The following is a 14,024-nucleotide window of genomic DNA, read 5'->3' as shown; positions in this document are numbered from 1 at the left end:
TTAGATTTATTTCGATCGATCATTTTCTAATGAATTCACCACTCTCTTTAAATTCCCCGAAATAGTCACTAGCCATTTTAGTTGATCGGTTATTAATCTTGTCACTTGCAAATTCTTTCTTAATTCCGGTTCAATGGGTTTGAAATCTTCTTTTTCTAGCTCTGCAGTTCGAATAGCGACCAGATTATCGAATCTTTCTTCCAAATGTTGGTAGGCCTCTTCCAGTTTTTCTTTGCTTGTGTTCTCAGTTGGTCCTTTATGCAGAAGGTTTTGAAGGGCTTGCCTTAAATTGGTGTCCACTGTTTTTAAAATAATTTCAAAATCTTCTGAAACTTTATCATTTTTACGATTCAAAATAAAAGTGCCTAGTGCAGCCATCGCTGCCAAAAAGGTATGATTTAAGCCCACTATTTCATTGATAGTGCCTATGTTTTCTTGCTGCGATTTTGGTTCCTGACTCATCCGTTGAAAAGCCGCATTTAAATTTCCCATCTGTAGAAAAGCATCCTTTCTTGCTAATTTATATTGAGTTAATCCATCGAATTGATGATAATAGCGATTGATTTCAGCCAAATATTTTCGGTTAGCTCTCAGCGTTTCTATGATAGTGGTATTGATGCTGTAAGATTCCCAAGCTGGCCATAACAGCGAACCTGCAACAAAGGCAATGGAAGCTCCTATCAATGTATCCACTATTCGAAATTGAATAACTTCAAATGCGTCAGGATTGATAAGGGCATAAATAAAGACAATACTGGTGGTTACAAAAATAGAGGAGGTTCTATAATTTTTCTGAATAAAACTTAGAGCCAAAGTCAATGATAGGATGGATAAAACCGCGTAAACGTATGTGTTTTGAGTGATCAGAACAATCACAGCGGCTGATTGCGGCTCCAATTAGTGTTCCGTATAATCGGTGTTTTGAACGTTCTTTGGTCAAAGTATAACCTGGTCGCATGATTACCACTATGGTCAATAGAATCCAATAGGTATTTTGCAATGAAAAATAAGTACCAATTCCATATCCTAAAAGCATTGCAATAGTCAAACGAGCCGCATGTTTGAAAATGGGTGATTTGAAGCTGAAATTTTCCTTAAGGATATTGAAGTCATAATCCTGTTGGCTAATGAACTTCTTGCCTTCTTTGGCTTTTAAGCCTACTTGATTCTGATTTTCCAAATCATAAAACACCCTTTCAACCGAATGAATTTTTTGAAGCTGATTTTCTTCATAATCCAATAAATTATGCAATAATAGAGCACCTTCTCTGGCCTTTGGTAATTTCACTTCCTGTACGTAGGCTTGAATGCTTTCTCGGCATTTTTCGATCATGGGTTCCAAATCATGTCTATGGGCTAACTTTCCCCCTTTTTGCATTGCTTCAGCCATTTGGTCCATTCTGTTAGATAATTCAAATATCAATTCAATGAAAGGATTGACGAATAGCAGTTGATTTTTAAATAGCCTATTAATTTGTTCATAATTGGCAGGGTTTGCCATGGAAAGTTCTAGAATATCAATCAATTCAATGAAAATAAGCAGTTGTTTTCTTTTATAATTAGAGAAACCAGAGCTTTGTTTTTCGGTCAAAAGTAGTTCCCTTAAGGATTCATGGGTGGCATTGAGATTGACTTGTAAATCAAATAGTTTGTTTTTGAGTTGACTTTCATTTTCGCTGGCCAGGGCTAATTTTCCTCTTATTCGAATGTATTCTGCGGTCAGTTGAAAACAGTCCGTCAACCCATTGTTGATTTGACGTTTCTGTAGAAATGGATGGAAAATAGTGGATAGCAGTAAATACCAAATCCCACCGATCCCAATGAACATCGCATTAATAAATATTTCAGAACCGATTTGCTGATGGGCGAAGCTCAGTACAATTGCCAATAGTCCTGCAAAGGATATTAAAGAAGCACGGAATCCATAAACTGAAATATAGGATATTCCAAAAATAAGTAGTGCCATGGTAGGGATCAACAACCAAATACTGAATACCGCAGAGGTAACGATTATAGTGGCTACAGTGGCAATAGCTGCAGCGATTAAAATGCCAATGCTTTTGTGCTTAAGACTACCCGGAACATCACTACTGGATGTTAAAAACACTCCAATAGAAATACTTAGAAAATAGGGGAGATGATCAGTTTGAATTCCAATCAATACCGGAACTACGATACCAAAAGTAACTAAAACAGATTTTAGGAAATCTGAGCTTTTTAGGAAACTTTGAATCTTTTGAAGGAAATTTTTTATCATAGAATATTAACGACTATTCTATTGTACTCAAAAGAATTCAAATCAGTTGAGTTTTAAAGATATTTTTATCAATTATTATGACATAAATAAAGGTGTTACTACTCAAAATGACCCTAAATTATGTAGTAATTTTTAAGTGCTTTCACAATAAAGGGTGAGTTTTTATTTCCAAAAAGGAAAGCTTATATTTAATTATGTAAGTACTGAATTGGCATATGGAACAAGTAATAGAATTTATTAACAAACTTTTTTCGGCAGATGATTGGCCTGCTCGGTGGGTCTGCGGAGAATGGTCATCATTTCATGGGTGGTTATATATCACAAGTGATATTGCCATTTGGTTAGCCTATTTTGTGATACCGGCTATTATTATATTTTTTGTTCAAAAGAGGCATAACCTCCCATTTTTACCTGTTTTTTGGCTTTTTGGCGCATTCATTATATTATGTGGAAGCACGCACTTAATAGATGCCATTATGTTTTATTGGCCTGGTTATAGACTTAGTGCGCTATTGAGGGTATTGACTGCTCTTGTAAGTCTGGCTACGGCATTTGTTTTAATTCGGGATTTGCCGAAGTTGATAGAATCTAAGCCCGAAGACAAATTGAAAACCTATCAGCTTGAAAAACAAGTAAAAGAGTATGAAGTGGAAATCGCAGCTCTCAAAGACCAGTTAAATAAAAAGCAGGAATAATGGTTTCCGACCGTAATTCCATGATGCTTTTACAAAATGCTGTCTTGATTTTCATAGCTTCTGTCATTACTGGAGTTATATTTATAATCGATTTACATACGGATAGCACTGTGGCGGTGGCTAGTGTTTATACTATTGTAATTTTATATAGTTGGCTCCTACCAGGAAAGTATGCCAGCATATTTACTGCAATAATCTGCACAATTCTGACTATTATCTCTATTGTATTTTCAAAAGAAATGGTTAACAATCCCAGTGATTTGTCCCAAATGAATATGGTGATTTCATTTGTTGTTATATGGATAAGTGTGATGCTTGTATTTATTGCTAAAAGTAGTTTTTCAAGACTTGAGGGTATTAATAAACAACTTACTGAGAGTTCAGATATATTATTTGAAAAGGTTGTTAAGTTGGATTTACAGCAAGAAAAATTATCGGAGAATAAAAAGAAACTTGAAAACCTTAATGCTGATTTAAAGATTAAAAATAGAGAGCTGGAACGTTTTACAAGCATTACTAGCCATGATTTGCAAGAACCACTTCGAACTATCGGGAATATGACCCAATTGATTTCTCAAAAGTATTATTCGCATTTTGATGACCAAGGGAAGAAAATATTGGATTATGTTAATTCTGCCAGTGATAGGGTGACTATCATGATCAAAGGATTATTGAAATTTAGTAGAATAGGTAATAAGAGAGAGACGCAGGAGGTTAATTGCCAAGAATTGGTCCAAAATGTAGCATTGGATTTTGATGTCGCATTGAAAGCTATCGATGGTAAGGTCAAGATCCATGAACTTCCCAAAGTAATTGGTAATCCGGTGGAATTACGCATGCTCTTTCAAAACCTAATCAGTAATGGGCTTAAATTTAAGAAGCCTAATGAATCACCAGTTGTGGAAGTATCAGCAAAGGAAGGAAACGACCATGTGGAGTTTTGCGTTACAGACAATGGTATTGGATTAGCAGAAGAAGATTATGGTAAAATTTTCTTAATCTTTCAACGGTTAAACCCTGCTGAGGAATATGAAGGTACGGGCTTAGGATTAGCCTATTGCCGTAAGATAGTAGAGCTACATGGAGGTAAAATATGGATTAACTCAACAAAAGGAGTTGGTAGCTCATTTCATTTTACATTAGCAAAAAAATATGGTAACTAAAAATAACAAATTGAATTGCATTTTGCTCATTGACGATGATGAAGCAACAAACTTCTACCATAAATTAATTTTAGAAGAAGAAGGTGTGGATGTACATATACAATCTGTGAAATCAGCAAAGGAGGGTCTTGACTTTTTGCTTTGCAAAGGCAATTATAAATACTATCCGCAGCCAGGAATTATCTTTTTAGACCTTAATATGCCGGGTATGAGCGGCTGGGAATTTTTGGTAGAATACAATGAATTATCAAAGGATATTCATGATAGGGCAGTAGTAACTATACTCACAACTAGCGATAATCCAGACGATAGAAATAGGGCTGCCACAATTCCGGTTGTGAAAGAATTTGTACACAAACCACTAACGCCTGAAATATTTTGGAAAGTAGCGAATGAAAATTTTGTTATAGTTTGATTGAATATGCATTCTTTTGATATATTTAGATTTATTCATGATAAAGGAATATTTTAAAAGTTTTGAAGTTTTTAGTGAGGATGAAATTACAGGTTTCGTACAACTGTTTGAATTTAGGAAGCTAAAAAAAAATGACTTCTTTGTTAATGAAGGAGAAAAATGCAATGAAATAGCATTTATAAAATCGGGCATTTTCCGCTCCTACTACATATCCCCTGAAGGCTTTGACATAACCTATTGTTTCAGATTCCCTAATGATTTATTGGCTTCTTATTCTTCGTTTATAACCGGTAATGCCAGTGTGGAAACTTTACAAGCTATTTCAAATGCTGATTTATTGGTTGTTAAAAAAGATGCTATTGAAAAAATAATGCATCAAAGTTTCAGTTGGACGAGGTTCTTAAAAATAGTAGCTGAACAGCAATATCTTGAGCTGGAAAAAAGAGTGTTTCAGCTTCAGAATGAAACGGCCGTTCAAAAATATATCTCCTTACTTGAAAATCAGCCAGAATACCTTCAAAAAATCCCCTTGCATTATTTGGCTTCTTATTTAGGTATAACACAAAGACATTTAAGCAGAATCAGAAAAGAAATTACTTTTTAGACATTTGTCCTCAAGTTGGAGGATTAGGCATAACTACATTTACGGAATAAATGGAAAAGTTAATGCAGAAAAAAAATACTTATAATAAACGGTCATCCCAATAAGGATGCTTTCAATTTTGGAATTGCAAAAGCATATAAGGAAGGAGCAGAAAATTCAGGAGCTGAAATAAGAGAATTGGTTATTGCTGATTTAAATTTCAACCCGAACCTGCAATTCGGTTACCAAAAAAGAACAGAATTAGAACCTGATTTGCTTGAAGCATGGGAAACAATTAAATGGTCTGATCATTTAGTTTGGATACATCCTGTTTGGTGGGGTGGATTACCAGCCATGATGAAAGGATTTATTGATAGGCTTTTTTTACCTGGTTTTGTATTTCAATACAGGGAGAAATCTCTTTTTTGGGACAAACTTCTAAAGGGGAAATCAGCTAGGATAATTACCACCTTGGATCAACCTGGCTGGCTTTACAAACTTTTATTTGGTCAACCCAGTACGAATCAATTGAAGAAATCAACCTTACAGTTTTGTGGTGTGAACCCGGTGAAAGTAACTTATATTGGAATCATTAAAGGCTCAGATGAAACAAAAAGGACTAAATGGCTGAATCAAATAATGCAATTAGGAAAAAAACTAGCTTAATAGAATATGGTTTTACGTGGTAATTTGAATTTGGAATTATAAAAAGAACAATTGAAATGGTTCCAGATGACTTTCAACAGACACACCAAGGATTTTATATAACTTTTGTAGTACAAAGTGATGATAAATTATATGAGATAAAAAAAAACAATATACAATGCTGCAATGCAGAATTTTGAAGATGAATGAGATGATAAATGCCTTGATAGTATAAAATTTGCAAACAGACTTATTTGATTTGTTTGCTACCATTCAAAATTTTGGTTAAAATGCTATCTCATTTATTATAGTGTAATATTTATGTACCAGCAGCTGCACCAGTCTATAGCTCAATTTATAGATACTACTGAGGAGGAAAAGAATTTTTTAGAAAGAGCATTCATATATAAAAAAGTGCCTAAAAAGGTTAGATTGGTAGATTATGGTCAGGTTTCTAATGAGTTATATTTTATTAACAAGGGCATCATCCGATTATTTTATCCTAAAGATGGAGAAGAAATTACAGGTTACTTATTTAAAGAAAACCTGTTCTCAAGTAGCTATGATAGTTTTCTCACTCAAACCCCAAGTTTACAAATTCTGGAAACCCTTGAAGATTGTGAATTATTAGTGATCACGAAGGACAGCTTAAACCAATTATATGAGCAGATGCCGGCCATGCATATTTTCACCCGTAAAATGGCGGAGCAACGATTTATCAATGCCCAAAGGATTTTATCCTCCTTCATTTTAGACAGTCCAGAAGAACGCTATCTAAAATTTGAAACTGCCAATAAAGATTTGCTGCAGCGAGTGCCTCAGCATTATATCGCGTCCTTTTTAGGAATTACTCCAGTCAGCTTGAGCCGAATTCGTAAAAGATTGATGGATAAGGAGGATTAAATCAATGTTATTTATTATCTTATGTTAATGGAAATGATCTCCTACCTAGCTTAATTTTGTAGCATAAAGAAATAATTAAGCTCATGGAAATTAAAACTGAAATTACAATCAAAGCTTCTAAAGAACGGATTTGGAATATTTTAACGGATCTGGAAAAGTATAAAAACTGGAATCCATTTATATTGAATAGCGAAGGAGAAATAAAAGAGGGTAGCCGAATTGCCAACACCATGAAAAACGGGCAGGATATCATGAAATTTAAGCCAGTTATTATAAAGGTGGAAGAAAATAACTATTTTGAATGGTTAGGGAGCCTATGGTTTAAAGGAGTGTTTGATGGTAGACATTATTTTAAAATTGAAAGCATTGGTGAAAACCAAATTACATTATTTCATGGAGAGCATTTTTCAGGAATATTAAGTAAAATGATTTTGAAGAAGATAGGGAAGCAAACAGAAGAGAATTTTGTGAAAATGAATCTGGCACTGAAGGAGCTGGCAGAGAACAAAGTTTTAGAATTTAATGAAAAGTAATCTATGTTTTGAATTAATTACTTAAGCTCCTCTAAATTCTAATTAATTCCTCGATCAGAAGCTTTAAATTTCTCTTTATTGATTGCTGAGAAAATTTTTTAATTCATAAAAATAATTTAAAAATATTATGAGTTAAAGAATTTGCTTTTTCACCCTTAATTATTGAATTAAAAAATATTTATCCAGCCATAAGGATAACTGTCAATATAGTGAAAAGAGTCCTATCCTTGTTTGGGATTTATTTCCTTTTAGCCTCTAGTTCTTTAGTTCAAATCAATATAGACTCACTTCGGTAGACAATTCCTTATCAGAAAAATGATTCAAATAAAGTAAAGACTTATCTACAGTTTTTTTTACACTGATTTATATTACTCAAACCAATATAAAGTCATTCAATTCATCCGTTGAGTATTATTTATTATTAAGCAGATTAAATTTATAAAAGGGAATCAGATGCCTAAACAGAAATAGCGAATACCTTTAATAAGTGGGGGTCTGAGAGAAGGCTAGATTATTTTTTTTAAAAAAAAATCAATGATTTTGAACTTTTTTATATAAATATGGTGTATTTACTAATACAATAATTAGAAAAATTAAATTAAATAATGCAATAATACCAAATTATGTTTAACTTGCATAAGAATAGTATTTATTATTATTTGCACTGCTAAAACTTAAAATTTATCAAGATGCGTATTTTTTCTGTAATAAGTAAACACTTTTTTTTGACACTTTTAGGGGGGCTGTGGGTTATGTCCGTTCACGGTCAAAATGTTGAAATAAAGGAAATATATTTTGAGGAGGCCAAAGTTCATATCCTTTACAAATTGGAGGATAGTAAAAATGATAGATCTTATCAAATTAATATTTATAGTTCTAAAGACAATTTCATTTCACCCTTACAAGCTGTAAAAGGTGATTTAGGAGTAGAGATTTATCCAGGAGACAGTAAAGAAATTATCTGGGATCCATTTGAAGAATTTGGACAGGATTTCAATGACCATATTAATATTGAAATTAGGGGCAGAGTTTATATCCCTTTTGTAAAGTTGGATGATTTCAATTACGAATCTTTAAAAAGAGGGAAAAGCTATGAAATTACCTGGACAGGTGGCGCATCAAGTAATATTTTAAATATTGATTTATACAAAGAAGATAACAAGGTTGCAGTTTTTTCAAATATTGCTAATGTTGGAGAGTACGTCTTGAATATTCCAAAGAAGACAGAAGTTGGGGAAAATTATAGATTACGTATTTCGGATAAAAATAATAAAGATGATGTTGTGTTTTCAAAGGAATTTGCCATTAAACGGAAAATACCTTTAGCCTTGCAAATTGCACCAGTTGCGATTGTAGGTGCTGGTATTTATTTTCTTCTTCCCTATCTACAATCTGAAGAAAGCGGCTTTGAAAACCCTCAGAACCCACCTAATTTAAATGAGAATTAAATATTGAGATCATGAGTAAATATATACTTATAATTTTAGCACTTTGTTTTTTTAAAGTAGAGCCATTAGCTGCTCAGAAGCTCGATGGAGGCTTTAAAGATGCGGATGAAACTAACAAATTCAGAGCTATTGACTTTAATAAGCAGTTTATTTCCGATGTAATCGAATACAAAGGAAAACTTCTTGCTTTTGGGAAAGGAACTATTTATAGCTATAACCCGGTGGATGAAAAAATCAATGTTTTAATTGATGGAATCAAAGCGGATGTAGGAGAGGTAAGTTCAGGAGAATTTGTAGGTGTTTATAGCATGATGGTAAATGAAAAGCCATCTGACGTTGTTGTCTACAATCTTTATGATAAAAACAGAGTTGCTTTAGGGGCTGGCTATGCTTTGTTAAGTGATCTAGTACCTAACTCTTTCAATAATCAGGGCGAAATATTAGAATTTATCCCTGAAGGACAAGGGTATTATGTAGAAAAAGTGAATGAAAAAACGATGCTATCTACGGGTGGTATTGGAGAATCAAAATACAATGAGGTTCGAGAGATTTTTTCATTTAGAAAATTCAAACACGGTGCTATTTCTACTAATGTTTTGTTTTTTGTCGATTATAAAACTAGTGATTTTAAGACCTCAATCTTGTATAAAATTACAATGGGAGATTCTCCTACTAATGCTTCAGGCATCACTGAATTATTCAGTCATGACTTGGCAATTTTTAATGATGCAGCTGTATTTGTGAGTGCAGCAAAAGATTTGACTACAGCCACTGGCGAGAAGGGTGAAACTGTAAAGGTGATAGAGGCTGGAATAGGGATGAAGAATCACTTCACATTTGGGGATGATTTTTTCTGTACTTTCATTCCGGGAGATCAGCAAATTTACGTTTTTGATCCAAAATTTGAATTGCAAAAAAAGGTTAGTGACTTAGGACCAGATGGTTTGTTTTTGAAAAATGGGTTGAATAATGTATTGAATTTGACTCCTAACTTAGTTGCACTCGAAACTAAAAACCTTGAAGTTTTATTATTTGATTCAGATTTAAATCAGCGGAACGAAAATAACATAGTTAAATCAAATTTCCCATTACTGAATGTTGATTTAGTAGATAAATTAGCTTTCCTTTCCACTAGAAGTTTGACAAATCCTGTAGAAGAGGTAAGTGTAGTCGATATTGCCAATGGGACAACAAATCTGCAATTTAAGTTAGAAATACCCATAGAAGATTATAGCGTTCATAATACTTATGCCAATTCAACAAGTGGGATTTACCTTGCAGCAGCAAACAAGGACAATGGCTTTGAAGTATTTATAGAAAATGAAAAAGGTTTTCAAGTAGCTGAAGAAATTTTTAATACAGATTATGAACAAGCTATTCTTGAGCAATTGGAAGTTACCGAGGTTTTGCCTGAATACTCTACTTATCCTAAAAGAATTCTAAATTTAAACGGTACCATATATTCACTTTCTCGTTTACAGATGCCTGACGCCTATACTGACGCTGATGCTCAAGCTGCTGGTATTAACACAGCTGTACGAGACATGAATTTCCTTTATAAACTCAACAAAAGACCAGGAAACCCTTCTCCCGCTTCTTTCTCGGTTGATGAAAATGAAGCAAAAGGCACAGTTTTGGGGACAATTTCTGCAACTGATCAAGATGATGACAATCTTTCATTCCAGCTAGTATCCGGTACAGGTTCATCAGACAATAGCAAAGTGACTTTGAGTGGTAGTCAATTATCTTTGGTTGAAGTACCCGATTATGAAGCGGATACACTATGGGCAATCCGTGTGCAAGTGACAGACCCTCATGGTGATAGTCGAAGTCGGGCAATTACTATTAATATCAATGATGTCAATGATGCGCCTACAGGATTGGATTTAACCACAGAATATGTTTCGGAAAGTCTACCCATAGGGGATCCTGTAGCAGGTATAGAAACGGTAGATGAGGATGAAACAGATAATTTCACTTATTCACTTGTGGTCTCTAATACTAATCCTGGGGTAGCTGATGCTGACAATCTTTCTTTTAGTATATCTGATTCTGTTTTAGTGTCTAATACTACATTTGATGCAGCTTTAAAATCACAATATTCTATCACATTAGAGGTAAGCGATAAAGGAGGGGCTACCTATCAGCAAGCCTTTGTTATTAATATTACGGAAGAAAACGAGGTTCCTACCGATATTTTATTAGATAATAATAGCATAGCGGAAAATCTCACTGAAAGAACCTTAGTGGGAACTTTAGATACAGAAGATGCAGATGCTGACGAGGATAATGATGATACGGATGATGTAGATTTTACTTATGCTCTAGTTTCTGGAAATGGTGATGGTGACAACAGTAGTTTTGAAATTTCAGCTGATTCTTTGTTTGCAATAAACTCATTTGATTTTGAGGCCAACTCAAGTTTAAGTATACGTGTTCAAACCACAGACCCCAAAATGGCTACCTTTAGTAAGGTTTTAGGTATTAGTGTTACAGATGCTAATGATCCGCCAATAGGTATTATTTTAAGCAGCGATAGCATTGACGAAAACCAAAGCAATGAGACTGTTGTTGGAACCCTAGACGGGGAAGATCCTGATGAGACAGAAGACTTTAGTTTTTCTTTGATTGATGAAACTAATTTTCCGGATAATACTGCATTCTCAATAAATACGAATAATGAGTTAGTTCAATCTGTTGATGAATTTGATTTTGAAAGTCAGTCCATTTATGAAATTAAGTTACAATTAACTGACAAAGAAGGGGAGACTATAGATAGTGTTTTTACAATACATGTTGTTGATGTAAATGATGCCCCAGCTGATATTACTTTATCTGGGAATAGTGTTAATGAAGAAAGCAGTAATGCTATTGCTGGTCAACTGAGTGCGGTAGATGAAGACGCAACTGATAACCATACTTTCCATCTTCCTAAAGATTCTCTATCCAATGATAAATTTCAAATTTTAACAGGGGATGAATTAGCACTGGCTGCCCCACTAAATTTTGAAGTAGATGATAAGTTTTATGAGATATATGTTGAAGTAAGTGATATATCAGGTGCTGTCTACGGAAAGACCTTTGAAATTGAATTATTAGATATCAATGATCCTGTTGACACGCTTGTTATGAAGAGAACAAGTGTCAAAGGTGGCCTTTCTTTTGAAGAAAAGGTATCTAATATTGAATTAAGAGATGAAGATTTAGGAAATAATATAAGCAATTTTTATTCCAGAGAGGATTATGTAATGTCTTTGGTAGACAATGCCAATTTTCCAGACAATTCGAATTTTCAGATTACCTTCCTTAACGAGGATGGCTTATATGCATTGGAAGCAGCCACAGATTTAACTTTTGATGAAGCAGCCGATAACTTATATGAGATCAAAATAGAGGTGGTTAATATTGACCTCAGCTATGTACAGACTTTTAAGATCGAACTAGTCTCTGAATCAGCCAATACACCGCCTACTAACATCAATATCTCTAATGATAGTGTGTTTAATGTGGCAACAGCTGGTACTGAGATAGGTGTATTGAGCACAGAGGATGATGCAGCTGATACACATACCTACTCTCTTGCAAGTAATAGTTCTAGTAACGATAACGAATTGTTCAGTATAGCAACTGATAGACTTATTTTGGATGCTAATTTGAAAGACAGTACGGAGGAAAGTTTCGTTGTTGTTGTGATCAGTGAAGACAACGGAGGCCTTAGCCTTACTGAGGAAATTACTATTTATGTAAAAGAATTTGAAGATTCTACTCCTCCTGAAATAACAGGAGTTACTGGAGGTGATCGTTCAGTTCAGGAGGATGACAATAGTTATGAGATAAGTGGTAGCGTTACGGATGATATTTTTATCGAAAGTGTAGAATTAGAATATGGTCCAGTAACCAGTATAGAATTTACAAAGAAGGACCTTATTGAATTGGATGGCGGTCAATTTACAGGTAGCATACCTTTTGAGCAGGGAGATGCTTTTGGACTTAAAGCCAGAATAATTGCAGTGGATACTTCTGGTAATAGCACAGCTTCTGATACAGTATATTTTTATAAGGAGATAACTTCTTCAAGTGCTCTGGCGACCCTTCCAAAAGAAAATATTGGAAAAGGAAAAAAGAGCGCAGATTACAGAATGTTTTCTGTACCCTATAATATTCAATCGCAAAATCAGTCAATAAGAGATATTTTCGAAACTTCTTTAGGAGAAACGTATTCCGATGGGAATTTTAAGGTGTATCATTGGGATCCGGAAAAAGAAAGTTACGAGGAGTTCCTATCGTTAGGAACCATAGAACCAGGTTTAGCCTATTGGTTTAGTACCACCTTAGAAGACCCTATAATTAATTTTGGAGGTGGAAATGTATATCCTTATAAAGTAGGTGATAAGGCAGTATGGAAATTAAAAGCTGGATGGAATCAAATCGGTAACCCATATCCTGTTAGTATTGACTGGAATTTAATTCAGAGCACATACCCTACAATTGGTGATTTATATATGTTTGGTTCTGAAGGTTATACTACTGAGGCAACTTTAGCTCCTCATCAAGGTGCTTTTATTTTGGTACAGGAGGATATAAATATAGAGGCGGATGTGACCAATAATTTAGGTGGTAGGCAGGCATCATTAGCTTCTGAAACGGAATCTTCCCTTGAATTAGCTTTTAAACTGACACAAGGCGAACTTCATGCAGAAGGTGGAGTGGCTATGCATAAAGAGGCAAGTGACGGTTTAGATGGATTAGACCAAGCCAATCCTCCAGCTTTAGGTAATCATGTTGAAATTAGTTTCAAACAGCCGGAGTCAATATGGGATAACTATCGATGGGATGTTGTGCGAGAAAAGGATTACCATGTATGGAGCTTTACGGTTAATGTACAAAATAAAGATCAGTTTAGCAGTCTTTCCTGGGAGGCTAATGATTTTCTCAAAGGCCAATTCTATTTGATTGACCTAGAAGGCTTGCAAAAGATTGATCTAACAGAGCATTCAGAATACCAATTTAGAGGTGGAAACCAACATCAGTTTAAATTGATATATGACCGTTTTTCCACAGGTCGATTTGATTTAGGTACCTCCATGATAGGAGCTCCATATCCAAATCCTTTTAAATCCGATTTATTTATTCCTGTAAATATTTCTGATCAGAGAAATGCTAACATTATGATTGAAGTTATGGATCTTAATGGAAAATTAGTAGCAAAAAAATCATGGAATAGGGAATTGAAAGCTGGATATCAATTATTGTCTTTTGATGGAGCTAATCAAAATGCAGAGAATGGTACTTCATTTAGCAATGGAGTTTATTTATACCAATTGACCATTACAGAAAATAATAGTACTATCAAAAAGATGGGAAGAATCATAAAATATTAAG

The 14,024-nt window shown here is 34.2% G+C and carries 11 protein-coding genes; 9 read left to right on the top strand and 2 right to left on the bottom strand.

Features of this window, described 5'->3' with window-relative positions:
• Positions 1–6: 6 nt before the first annotated feature.
• Both QYS49_RS16590 and QYS49_RS16585 read right to left on the bottom strand, forming a co-directional pair.
• Complete coding sequence (locus QYS49_RS16590) at positions 7–876, bottom strand: FUSC family protein (RefSeq protein ID WP_308348910.1); 870 nt, start codon at positions 874–876, stop codon at positions 7–9.
• Positions 782–2,257, bottom strand: a complete 1,476-nt coding sequence (locus tag QYS49_RS16585; protein ID WP_308348909.1) for an FUSC family membrane protein — start codon at positions 2,255–2,257, stop codon at positions 782–784. Before QYS49_RS16585 ends, QYS49_RS16590 begins: the two co-directional genes overlap by 95 nt.
• 215 nt (positions 2,258–2,472) lie before the next feature.
• Here QYS49_RS16585 and QYS49_RS16580 point away from each other — a divergent pair, with 215 nt between their 5' ends.
• The 9 genes from QYS49_RS16580 to QYS49_RS16540 all read left to right on the top strand — a co-directional run bounded on the left by QYS49_RS16580 (position 2,473) and on the right by QYS49_RS16540 (position 14,023).
• On the top strand, positions 2,473–2,952 hold the full coding sequence (locus QYS49_RS16580; protein WP_308348908.1) for a hypothetical protein: 480 nt from the start codon (positions 2,473–2,475) through the stop codon (positions 2,950–2,952).
• A complete protein-coding gene (locus QYS49_RS16575) occupies positions 2,952–4,115 on the top strand; it encodes an ATP-binding protein (RefSeq protein ID WP_308348907.1) in 1,164 nt (387 codons plus the stop codon). Before QYS49_RS16580 ends, QYS49_RS16575 begins: the two co-directional genes overlap by 1 nt.
• Before the next feature lie 10 nt (positions 4,116–4,125).
• On the top strand, positions 4,126–4,530 hold the full coding sequence (locus tag QYS49_RS16570) for a response regulator (protein ID WP_308348906.1): 405 nt from the start codon (positions 4,126–4,128) through the stop codon (positions 4,528–4,530).
• 37 nt (positions 4,531–4,567) lie between these two features.
• On the top strand, positions 4,568–5,134 hold the full coding sequence (locus QYS49_RS16565) for a Crp/Fnr family transcriptional regulator (protein WP_308348905.1): 567 nt from the start codon (positions 4,568–4,570) through the stop codon (positions 5,132–5,134).
• 75 nt (positions 5,135–5,209) lie between these two features.
• Complete coding sequence (locus tag QYS49_RS16560) at positions 5,210–5,779, top strand: NAD(P)H-dependent oxidoreductase (RefSeq protein ID WP_308351593.1); 570 nt, start codon at positions 5,210–5,212, stop codon at positions 5,777–5,779.
• A 300-nt stretch (positions 5,780–6,079) separates the two neighbouring features.
• Positions 6,080–6,661, top strand: coding sequence for a Crp/Fnr family transcriptional regulator (locus QYS49_RS16555; RefSeq protein ID WP_308348903.1), 582 nt, complete (start codon positions 6,080–6,082; stop codon positions 6,659–6,661).
• Between the two features lie 83 nt (positions 6,662–6,744).
• Positions 6,745–7,194 carry an SRPBCC family protein gene (locus QYS49_RS16550; protein ID WP_308348902.1) on the top strand — a complete coding sequence of 150 codons (450 nt, stop codon included), beginning with the start codon at positions 6,745–6,747 and terminating at the stop codon, positions 7,192–7,194.
• A 689-nt stretch (positions 7,195–7,883) separates the two neighbouring features.
• On the top strand, positions 7,884–8,642 hold the full coding sequence (locus QYS49_RS16545; protein ID WP_308348901.1) for a Ser-Thr-rich GPI-anchored membrane family protein: 759 nt from the start codon (positions 7,884–7,886) through the stop codon (positions 8,640–8,642).
• Positions 8,643–8,653: 11 nt separating this feature from the next.
• A complete protein-coding gene (locus QYS49_RS16540; RefSeq protein WP_308348899.1) occupies positions 8,654–14,023 on the top strand; it encodes a cadherin domain-containing protein in 5,370 nt (1,789 codons plus the stop codon).
• The last annotated feature ends 1 nt before the right edge of the window (position 14,024 follow it).

This window comes from Marivirga salinae (genome assembly GCF_030503855.1).
Lineage (GTDB): Bacteria > Bacteroidota > Bacteroidia > Cytophagales > Cyclobacteriaceae > Marivirga > Marivirga salinarum.
This window is presented reverse-complemented; position numbering and strand designations above follow the sequence as displayed.

Bases quoted from the DNA above. Each gene is read 5' to 3' on its own strand.
- QYS49_RS16550 (WP_308348902.1), top strand. From the start codon at position 6,745: ATGGAAATTAAAACTGAAATTACAATCAAAGCTTCTAAAGAACGGATT.
- QYS49_RS16545 (WP_308348901.1), top strand. From the start codon at position 7,884: ATGCGTATTTTTTCTGTAATAAGTAAACACTTTTTTTTGACACTTTTA.
- QYS49_RS16585 (WP_308348909.1), bottom strand. From the start codon at position 2,257: ATGATAAAAAATTTCCTTCAAAAGATTCAAAGTTTCCTAAAAAGCTCA.
- QYS49_RS16580 (WP_308348908.1), top strand. From the start codon at position 2,473: ATGGAACAAGTAATAGAATTTATTAACAAACTTTTTTCGGCAGATGAT.
- QYS49_RS16575 (WP_308348907.1), top strand. From the start codon at position 2,952: ATGGTTTCCGACCGTAATTCCATGATGCTTTTACAAAATGCTGTCTTG.
- QYS49_RS16540 (WP_308348899.1), top strand. From the start codon at position 8,654: ATGAGTAAATATATACTTATAATTTTAGCACTTTGTTTTTTTAAAGTA.
- QYS49_RS16555 (WP_308348903.1), top strand. From the start codon at position 6,080: ATGTACCAGCAGCTGCACCAGTCTATAGCTCAATTTATAGATACTACT.
- QYS49_RS16565 (WP_308348905.1), top strand. From the start codon at position 4,568: ATGATAAAGGAATATTTTAAAAGTTTTGAAGTTTTTAGTGAGGATGAA.